The following is an 8,865-nucleotide window of genomic DNA, read 5'->3' as shown; positions in this document are numbered from 1 at the left end:
GACTCTGGCAGCGCTCGATCAGGCGTCGTCTTCCCTCCACGGTGAGTGGAGCATTACGGTGTGTCACAGGGCTGGTCCTTCTTGGTCGAGAACGGCTATGTCGCAACTCCCATTCTTACGCCGAGGACCAGCCCGTCTACTTCAATCCCTCGTCAGCAACGTCCATACCCACAACACCTAGCGAGCACGCGGTGACCGCGAAGAAAAAGCGTACCCCCGCCAAAGCGACACACACCGCGCCGAGTCCAGAGGTCGTCGCCGCCACCGAATTCCTGCTCGGCCAACCCGACGCCCGCGCGCTTCGGCGCCGCTACCTCGAACTGATCACCCGCACCACCAGCGCCTCCGGCAAGAGGACCACCGATTACGCCGCCGCCGAACGGTACCTCCTCACCACCGCGGCCAAGCTCCGACGGACACGCCCTAACCCGCCGCCGCCAACCACAAAACAACACCACCGCAGCGACCAGCGGATTACGCTCCGCCCCAACGGTATCCGGGACAGATCCACTCACGCAGGAGTGAAAGACCGCCGGAGAAAGAGAACCATCATCACCTACCGCGTGTACACCCCCACCCGCCGCGGCACCGCCGAACGATCGACCCGAACCCAGCTGGCACCCAACCAACTCAACGATCGATTGAGACCACCCGGTCCAAAACTAGGCCACCCAACCAAGATCTGACTCCTCAAGGTCTCCCGTATCAGTTTCGGTCCTACCTGGGATGGACGGACGGCGCCACGGCACGACTCCGGCTTCGGGGCGCAGCAAGAGAAGGTCATCATTCAAATCTTTTGTCACGGTCGGACGGCCCTTGGCTCCACCCTTGAGGATCTGTCGTCGAGCTTCCTGACCAGCACCGTCGCTGTCGAGCAGGACTGAGCACGCAGGCTTGAACTGGTCTCGTCCGCGCGCCAGGTACAGCATGTAGGGCATCATCCGGAACCGAAACAACTCGACGGCCTCGTCGAGGCGGCCCGCTCACCCCGAACAGTTCGAGTCGAACAACATCTCCGTTTACTAATTGTCGTTCTGTTGCGCGGACGTTCGGGAAATGGCTGCGGGCACCGCTGGCGGTGACCATCCCGCGTTCGCGGTCGACTCCGCCGGCGAAAGCGCCGCCACGGCAGCTCCGGCGAGATCGAGTTCCGAGCTCCCTTCGTGCACCGACGCAAATGCGGTGGCCAGGGCCGCATCTATTGTGCGACTCAGTTCACGGATCAACTCCACTTCCCGGCGACTCTTCCGCATTCGCAGGAGCGCAAACATTCTTTCCGCGCTCCGTAGCTGGGCATGCGGAAGCGCGGCAGTCAGCTCTTCGTAATCTCTAGCGGGAATGTAGTCCGTTTCGACCCCAATGCTCCCGCTCTCCATACCCAGCTCACGAAGCATCTGAGCCATCACGGCCACCGCGTTCTGTTCGAACTCCTGCCACACGTAAGCATCGACGTCGGGAAGCCTGTGACGCACAGTGGTTTCTTCTATGTCGACACACAGCACTGCTGCTCGGCCGTCGGTGTTGACTGCCACGGCCGCGTGGCGCCACCGGAGCGGTTCCTGTGAGGGGACAGCAAAACCAGCCAGATACGCGAAATTCTCTGGAGATAACGCCAGTACGCCCGCCAGCCCACTTTCCGCACTGGCGTCCAACAGTCGCTCAATTACGTCTCGATTGAGATCTGCCATGATCAAGTCCTTTTCGGTATTCGCTACGCGGCCATGTGGGAACGCAATGGCTTCATAACTTGCTCGGCGAAGCGGGTCATGCTTGCAGCAGTTTCTTGAGGGGTTCCGGTGAATGAGCAAGACCATGAGTCCGCTCCAGCCGCGTGGGCCGCGGCGATTCTCTCGATCAACTCGGCAGGGGTGCCGATTGCAGCGAACTGCTGCACTGCCCAAGGTGGCACTACGATTTCAGGCCCGCCCCCCTCCACTGTGTCGATGAGTGTGTGCTCGAAACCGACGCGTTCGAGCACACTTTCGTGTGTCGTTGACATAAGATGTTTGGCGAACTGCACCGCGTGGTCGGGAATAGGCTGACCTTCGTCGAGAACCTCCGTCACCTGCCAGGCGACGTAAGTTGGCATACCCTGCAGCGCTAGCCCTTCAACTGCGTGTCGGTGCGGAGCTCAGCGGCCGCGCACTCGTCGCCCTCGAGGTGACCGAATCGCGCTGGCAGCCAGGCATGAGCTGCCTCGCGGCCGGCAAGCGTCGCGACGTCGAGAGTTCGGAGACCGAGTGGCCGGGCGAGGCCGCGGCCGCGGCGTGAGGCTGTCTGACGCACGAGAACAGCGCGCTCAAAACCGAGAAACTGCTGAAGGCCTGCGAGCCACAGGAGCCGGTCAGGCTCGCCAGACTGGCCCTTGCCGCTCTTACACTCGAGTATCGAACGCGAGATCCGCAGACGTCCGTCGACGTCGACCGCGAGAACGTCTATATCGGTGAGAACATCACGTCCAGAATCCGCGTCGACGCGGATTGGCACACGCAGCCTGACCAGAGCACCGTCGTTGAACTCGGTACGGCCGACTCGACGTTCAAGGTCCGCGCCCGGGTCCGTTCCTCGACCACCCTTCTGCACCGGGCGCTTAGCTGACCGGGACGACACCGCTGAATCATCCGGCAGGTCGCCCCTAGGCGCCTCGACAGTGTCGCGCGTTCCTACTTGCGCCGTTCCTGTCTCTTCAGCTTCAGTGGTAATCGGTGTTGATCGCAAGTGTTGCTTGCCGACCGCTGCGGTTCCTGGTCTGCCTTGGGTGAGGAGGCGATCGCACCTTCCGTGGTTTGGACCTCGTCGTTGATCGGTAGTTCGTCGTCAGACACCGAAAGCACCGCCTGAAGTTACGTCACGCAGCGCCGCAATGAGTCGCGCTTCCTCGTGGCCGTTAATTTCAGCCTCGGAGGCAATCTTGGCGCGTTCCCGCTCGACGTGACTGTAGGCCCGCTGGTTGCCCAAGCTCTGGAGGCTGCCCGCCTCGCCTCGGTTTCGGGACCCTCGGGAGTCGATGATCGACAGTGCGGACTCGGCAATGTCGGATTGGAGTAAAACCATTTTGAAGCTGCCGCTTCGGCCGCTCGGTACCACTTTGATCGTGCCTGCGGTCTCGAGCATCGGGTAGTCGGTCCCGATATTCGGTACGCCTCCGGCTTCGCCATCACGGATGAGCGTGTATAGGAACGCTCCTGGGCTGTGCAATTTCCAGGAGGCGAACGTGGAGGCGTAGATCATGCTGCCTACCAACTGGCGCACGTGCCCCGACGGATCTGTGGGAGCAACGCCGAACGCGTCACGCTTGAGATGCGGGCTGAAAAGGAAACCCTCCTCGGACCCGCCTCGTCAAACCATCAGATTTGCTGTCTGCGTAGGTTTTTCCGTTGTCGAAGGCTCGGGCCATGTACGGCAGAGTGTGGACCTGTGCCGCGCTACCGTTCGTGTCCGCGATGCTGTGGGCGATCGGTTTTAGCATACCGACCGGGATCGAGGGATCGGCATCTTCTGCGGTTTCCCAGGTTCCGGGGATGAACAGGTTGAAAGTCTTCGAGCATCCGTTTGATTGGGCGGACGCGATGCCCGGCGACATCAAAGCGATGGAGGCTGCGACGACTGTTGCCGTCATCAGCATGCATACCGGACGGTGGATGGTCGAACCTAGGAACGGCATGAGAACCTTTCTCTACCAGCGAACACGATGTACCTGTCCGCGCGCGGACAGGCCTGACGCGCCCGATTTCAGGTGAGGGCCGCTATGGTGCTGGACGTATTCACTCCGATCAATGCGCCCTGTGAAGAACTGAGCTGTGCGAGGGCCGGGTGATCCTGCGTCTAGCGCGCACGCCCGAGTCGCCGTTCCTGCGGGCTGAGGTGTCCAGTGGGGGCATGTCCGGTGGGCGTTCCCAGCAGCGCTGGGTAAAGATGGATGGGTGAATGCTCCAGCCGAACTGCCCGCCGACTACGCCCAGCTTCTCGACCATCTCAAGTCGCAAGTTCGGCAAGCGCGAGTTCGCGCCACCCGAATCGTCAACACCGAACTGCTCAGTCTGTATTGGGACATAGGGCACGCGATTGTGCAGCGTCAAGAGGCCGAGGGCTGGGGTTCAAAGGTGATCGACAGGCTCGCCGTCGATCTTCGATCGGCCTTTCCCGACATGCGTGGGTTGTCGCGGACCAATCTGAAGTACATGCGGCAGATGGCGAGCATCTGGGGGCGCGATGCAATTGGCCAACAACCTGTTGGCCAATTGCCGTGGGGTCATGTGACGGTATTGCTCGACAAGCTGGATAACCAGTCCGACCGCGACTGGTATGCATCAACGGCTGCTGAACACGGGTGGTCGCGCAATGTGCTGCAAAATCAGATCAACAGCGGTTTACGGCGCAGGATCGGTGCGGCACCGTCGAATTTTCAGGACCATCTTCCGGCCGAGGATTCCGATCTCGCTCAGCAATTGGTGCGTGACCCGTACGTCTTCGATTTTCTCGACATCACCGAACGTGTCGCGGAGCGGGAGCTGGAGTCCGCGCTGATGCGTCGGCTGGAGCAGTTCCTCCTCGAACTGGGACACGGGTTCGCTTTTGTTGGACGCCAGTACCATTTCGAGGTCGGTGATCAGGATTTCTATATCGACTTGCTGTTCTTCAACTGGGTGCAAGCGAGGTTCGTCGTCGTCGAGTTGAAGGTAGGCAGGTTTGAGCCGGAGTATGTCGGGAAGCTCGGCTTCTATGTTTCGTGGATCGACGACAACCTCCGCAACAAGGACATCCACGCCCCGACTGTGGGAATCTTGCTCTGCGCCGGCCGCAACGACAACGTCGTCCGGTATTCACTTGCCGGGACAACTGCACCCCTCGCCGTAGCCGACTACACCTATGAGACTCTCCCCTCCCAGGTTCGCGATCTCGTCCCTACCGACGACGAGATCGCGGCAGCTGTGGAAGCCACTGTTTCCGAACTCGACTCCCAACTGCCCGTCAAACCTGACAACTCCGGCTGAGAGGCGCCATTCGATTTTCGAACCTGGCCGACATATCCTCTGGTGCCGAGATCGCTACCGGTGTTTCGCACGAGGGTCTGCGAACGCGATGCCTGGTCCCGCCCGGTGCGTCGAGGAGCAGGGGGAGTTCTATGTCCAGTCGATGTGGACGGATTCGATGGAATCGAAGTGAAATCCGAAAGTGTCGCCGTACTGGTCGAATCCCTTGTTTTCCGGGTAATCCATCGTGGCGTGACGTTCGAGGATGGCAACCACTCGGGCATGATCGTCGTTGGCCAAAGCCATGGCGAGTTCTCGTGTTTCGTCGAGACTGAAGGGGCTGTCGGAGTTCGCGAAATCGAGGGTACGCACTCGATAGTCGTAACCTTCTTCGGAACCGTTGCGGACGGACACTCCCCCGCGGACTCGGATGGTGGCCTTTTTGGGTTGCCCGTCGGGTCGTAGGACGCCGGCGCGGTCCATGATGTCGCGAGCTTTGACGTTTTTGAGTTTCTTTTTCGCGTCAGCGCGCAGTTCGTTCGTTTCCCCGGAACGGTAGCGAGAGACCCCTGATCGTGAACGGCCGATTTTCTTTGCGACAGCGTCGATTCCGCCGAGGCGTTCGATGGCGGCTCGCCGTTGTGCACGTTCGGTGACGTCGGGGTGCGGGATTCGTCCTTGCTGCGCCCAGCGGCGCAGTGTTCGGTCAGAGGGTGGCTTTCTCCCGGCGTCGACAGCTGCTTGCCGTAGGCCTTCTTTACCGATTTCGGTACGGAGCTGGCGTACGGAGACTTTGCTGGTGAGTCCGGCCAATCCCCCACTTTTGACCGATTTCGATTTTTCGACACCACTGGTCGCTGCTGTCGAGACGGATACGTTGAGTCCGTCCAAGCCGACGGTCTTCTGTGCGGGTTTGGTTGATCGCGGTTTCGGAAGATGCAGGGCCACTATATGTTTCCTTCATCTTCGTCGGTGAACGCAGCTTTGAGTGCGAGGTTGATCTCGTGGGTGTCGCGTGCGTCGGTCAGCATGACGGTTATGTTTTCGGTGAGCGGGGCGCTCTTTTCCAGAGTCATTTTCCCGAGTGCGTCACTCTCGTCTGCGATGTCGATGCCCGGGGGCAGGGGGTAGACCCAGGAGTCGGTGACGGTGCGCAGTGGCCAACGCCCGGTTTCGCGTGCGATGCGCATCGCGACGCGGCGGCCTCGCCAGCGGCAGTGTGCGATGATCGCTGCTCGCCAGAGCGGTTGGTGGTGGTGTTGCATTTGTTTGGCGGTCCACATGTCGGGGTTGACCATTCGGCCGATGTAACCCTTGTAGCAGGCGCCGATGAACCGTTTCATTGCTGTGTCGCCTGTGTCGACGGCAACTTTGCGGGCTTCTCGCAAGAATTTCGCCCACTTGTCGAGGGCCCGTCCCTGTTCGGGGTAGACCCATGCTTCTGCGATGTCGAGGTCGTCGAGTTCTGCGCCGATTCCGCCATCGGCGATGGACGTTTGAAGTGCATCGAGGCTGACGGTGGTGATCCAGGTCTGCACAGGTTGGTCGGCGAGCATGTGTGGGTGAGGCAACGGTAGAGCGGGTGGGAGCGCCAGCATGTCACCCGGTGGGAGGGTTACACGCCAGAGCCCAAACGGGGTTTTCGATTGCCGCGCAGCGTCGAGCGCGTTCTCGCCGCGAAGATGTCGAGGTTTTCCGTAGCCGAATTCGAGCATGCCAGCGGAAGCGAGGTACGCCGCTCGTTGGTCTATCGATACCAGTTGTGTTGCGTCGGAGACTTCTTCGAGGTCCGGGATGCGTGTCCAACCGGCGGCAGGTTCGAGATCTCCGCGGGGTTCGCCGTCCAGCGGTGGGACCGGTCCACCGACAGTGACGACGATTCCTTTACCGCTGCGGGTGCGGTCGCGTTTGATCTTGTCGACGATGGCGGCGCCGGTGCGTGCGGGGGTGGGGCCGGGTAGCACGCCGAGGTGTTGTGCGCACCAGGCGAGTCGGCGTCCCAGTTCCTGCGCAGCGGGGAGGTCGTCGTCGGGGAGGTAGGTTCCGGCGGTGGGTGATCCGAGAATTCCCATGTCTCCCACGCGATTGCCCCATCCGAAGTCTTTGTTCCAGTAGGTCCATACATAGGGTTCGATGAAAATGTCGACCATGGATGTGAAGTTCCCGGTGGTGCGGGAGAGGTGAACGACGTGGCCGGGTTCTCCGCGCAGTTCCCATCCTGCGGTCAGCATGGGGGTCAGCGTGGCGTGGAGGATCGCGGTGAGTTCTTCGGCAGCGCGGGTGCGGAGGATTTCCATGTCGTCGACATCGTCTTCGCTGCCTGGGTCGATGATCCATCCGAGCATTTCGCAAGCTTCGATTCCGACTATCCAGATCTGTGCCGGTGCGCCCAGCGGGGTGAGCGTTGCCCATCTGATGAGTTTGTCGAGTTTTTCGATGGAATCGACTGGGCCGGTGAGTGTGTGGCCAGACGGTGTGTAGGTGCCGGCTGCTGTGACAATGACGGCGTGGCCGTCTGCTGCCTCGCTGGCGGGAGGAAGGGTGCCCGATTCGGTTGCGTCGAGTTCAGATGCCTCGGTGGGTTCCGAATCCACCTCAGCAGTGAGCTCGCTTTGGGGCACAACTGTTTCCGTGTTGTAATCCGAAGACCGTGACGAGTCCGTACCTTGCCGCGCTATGGGGGCGCTTTCGCCTGCCACTGGTTCGACCTCTGGTTCCGCGGCGACACGATCCTCCGCAATCGGCGCACGGGCATCCATCACGTCAGCATCGGGATCCGGCGCCGTGGCGTCTTCGATCCCGAAGAGAGCTGGTTCAGAATCGAGCTCAGAACCTTCGCCATGAACTTCGGGCACCGGAGGAGGATCGAGGTCGAACAGGGGAATCTGCTCCCACTTCTTCACCACCATCTCTCCCCCATCCTCGCTGCTGATTTCCTCATGATTCGAGATCGAATGCTGATCGCAGCGCCCTGCTCAACAACACTTCCTGAGCCGGCAGGAGAAATCCTCGGTTCGCACCGAGTGCCGACACGGGGATGGTCGTCACCCCGTCGCAGTCGGCAACAGATCCGTCCTCGACGCCGTTGCCTTCACCTAAACTCAGTTCGGTCGACAACCCCCGCCCCTTCGAACGAATGGGGGCAACAGTGACCGTCCCCAGGTGGGGCCGAACCAATTCCCTCGTCAGGACCAACACCGGACAAAGATCTCCGAGTTGCGCCTCGTGGATCGGGCGCACTCAGTTCTTCTTCCCGTGCGCGGCAGCGATATTCACATCGCTACCCGCGCCGTCAGACAGGATCTCCACGTCGCGGACCGCCAACTGTCGACGCTGCTCACGCTCCAACGCTCGAAGCACGACTTGAGCACGGCTTTTCGCACGCCCACCGCTGACCTCACTGTCGAGAAACGCCACGATGTCCTCGGGTAGCCGTACCGCGATCTGCGTACTCATAACCATCATGATACCGAATTGGGATGTAAACCGGTACCAGTCCCACATCCATTCATCTCCTTGCAACCACCGCCCCTGAGACTCCCGGTGCCGGGGACTGCCGGCCGAACGTCCGTGGATTGTCCGACCGTCAGTGCCCCGATTACTCGGCGCCGTACAACTCGGCGGTGTAATGCCCCTCCCCATTGCATGTGGCTTCTTCCCAATCGACGCCCAACGCGTCGGCCAGGTGGTGCGCATCGGAGAGGAAATCCGCGAACACGGTGGGCAATTCTTCGGTGCCGGGGGTCTATCTCTTTAACGGTGTTTCGGCGGATTTCCATCAGTAAGTTTCAGATCCTGGCCAACGATCGGCGAACGTGATCGCAAACGCGTTCAGAGCGGGCTTCCACCTCGTTATCCATCGTGCCTGGCCCTTGCCTGTCGGGTCGAGCGA

At 61.0% G+C, this 8,865-nt stretch carries 10 protein-coding genes; 2 read left to right on the top strand and 8 right to left on the bottom strand.

Going from position 1 to position 8,865, the window contains the following annotated elements; all coding sequences use genetic code 11:
* The first annotated feature begins 191 nt into the window (after window positions 1-191).
* A complete protein-coding gene (locus ABTX60_RS42695) occupies window positions 192-686 on the top strand; it encodes a hypothetical protein (RefSeq protein WP_003941270.1) in 495 nt (164 codons plus the stop codon).
* Between the two features lie 336 nt (window positions 687-1,022).
* Here the strand turns inward: ABTX60_RS42695 and ABTX60_RS42690 are convergent, their stop codons facing one another.
* The 4 genes from ABTX60_RS42690 to ABTX60_RS42675 all read right to left on the bottom strand — a co-directional run bounded on the left by ABTX60_RS42690 (window position 1,023) and on the right by ABTX60_RS42675 (window position 3,625).
* Window positions 1,023-1,688, bottom strand: coding sequence for an aminopeptidase P family N-terminal domain-containing protein (locus tag ABTX60_RS42690; protein WP_209923606.1), 666 nt, complete (start codon window positions 1,686-1,688; stop codon window positions 1,023-1,025).
* Window positions 1,689-1,711: 23 nt separating this feature from the next.
* The gene (locus ABTX60_RS42685) at window positions 1,712-2,089 is read right to left on the bottom strand and encodes a hypothetical protein (protein ID WP_037129464.1); all 378 of its coding nucleotides are present in this window, start codon (window positions 2,087-2,089) and stop codon (window positions 1,712-1,714) included.
* Window positions 2,090-2,817: 728 nt separating this feature from the next.
* On the bottom strand, window positions 2,818-3,231 hold the full coding sequence (locus ABTX60_RS42680) for a hypothetical protein (RefSeq protein ID WP_003941273.1): 414 nt from the start codon (window positions 3,229-3,231) through the stop codon (window positions 2,818-2,820).
* Between the two features lie 58 nt (window positions 3,232-3,289).
* Complete coding sequence (locus tag ABTX60_RS42675; protein WP_003941266.1) at window positions 3,290-3,625, bottom strand: hypothetical protein; 336 nt, start codon at window positions 3,623-3,625, stop codon at window positions 3,290-3,292.
* Window positions 3,626-3,923: 298 nt separating this feature from the next.
* On the opposite strand from ABTX60_RS42675, the gene ABTX60_RS42670 reads away from it, so the two are divergent.
* Window positions 3,924-4,994 (top strand): PDDEXK nuclease domain-containing protein, encoded by a 1,071-nt coding sequence (locus ABTX60_RS42670; protein WP_003941261.1) that lies wholly within the window; start codon window positions 3,924-3,926, stop codon window positions 4,992-4,994.
* Between the two features lie 129 nt (window positions 4,995-5,123).
* On the opposite strand, the gene ABTX60_RS42665 is transcribed toward ABTX60_RS42670, so the two are convergent.
* From ABTX60_RS42665 to ABTX60_RS42650, 4 genes are read right to left on the bottom strand one after another with little or no spacing between them, the layout of a single operon-like run.
* Window positions 5,124-5,921 carry a hypothetical protein gene (locus ABTX60_RS42665; protein ID WP_351645199.1) on the bottom strand — a complete coding sequence of 266 codons (798 nt, stop codon included), beginning with the start codon at window positions 5,919-5,921 and terminating at the stop codon, window positions 5,124-5,126.
* A complete protein-coding gene (locus ABTX60_RS42660) occupies window positions 5,921-7,882 on the bottom strand; it encodes a hypothetical protein (protein WP_232508925.1) in 1,962 nt (653 codons plus the stop codon). Before ABTX60_RS42660 ends, ABTX60_RS42665 begins: the two co-directional genes overlap by 1 nt.
* Window positions 7,883-7,910: 28 nt before the next feature.
* The gene (locus ABTX60_RS42655) at window positions 7,911-8,213 is read right to left on the bottom strand and encodes a type II toxin-antitoxin system PemK/MazF family toxin (RefSeq protein WP_003941269.1); all 303 of its coding nucleotides are present in this window, start codon (window positions 8,211-8,213) and stop codon (window positions 7,911-7,913) included.
* Window positions 8,214-8,429, bottom strand: a complete 216-nt coding sequence (locus ABTX60_RS42650) for a hypothetical protein (protein ID WP_003941254.1) — start codon at window positions 8,427-8,429, stop codon at window positions 8,214-8,216.
* Window positions 8,430-8,865 lie beyond the last annotated feature (436 nt).

Origin of the sequence: Streptomyces sp. NPDC126510 (assembly GCF_040302345.1) — a bacterium.
Taxonomy (GTDB): Bacteria; Actinomycetota; Actinomycetes; order Streptomycetales; family Streptomycetaceae; genus Streptomyces.
This window is presented reverse-complemented; position numbering and strand designations above follow the sequence as displayed.

What these genes read in the sequence shown, in the direction of transcription:
- ABTX60_RS42690 (WP_209923606.1), bottom strand. Translation starts at nt 1,688, where the DNA reads ATGGCAGATCTCAATCGAGACGTAATTGAGCGACTGTTGGACGCCAGT.
- ABTX60_RS42685 (WP_037129464.1), bottom strand. Translation starts at nt 2,089, where the DNA reads ATGCCAACTTACGTCGCCTGGCAGGTGACGGAGGTTCTCGACGAAGGT.
- ABTX60_RS42680 (WP_003941273.1), bottom strand. Translation starts at nt 3,231, where the DNA reads ATGATCTACGCCTCCACGTTCGCCTCCTGGAAATTGCACAGCCCAGGA.
- ABTX60_RS42675 (WP_003941266.1), bottom strand. Translation starts at nt 3,625, where the DNA reads ATGCTGATGACGGCAACAGTCGTCGCAGCCTCCATCGCTTTGATGTCG.
- ABTX60_RS42660 (WP_232508925.1), bottom strand. Translation starts at nt 7,882, where the DNA reads ATGGTGGTGAAGAAGTGGGAGCAGATTCCCCTGTTCGACCTCGATCCT.
- ABTX60_RS42650 (WP_003941254.1), bottom strand. Translation starts at nt 8,429, where the DNA reads ATGAGTACGCAGATCGCGGTACGGCTACCCGAGGACATCGTGGCGTTT.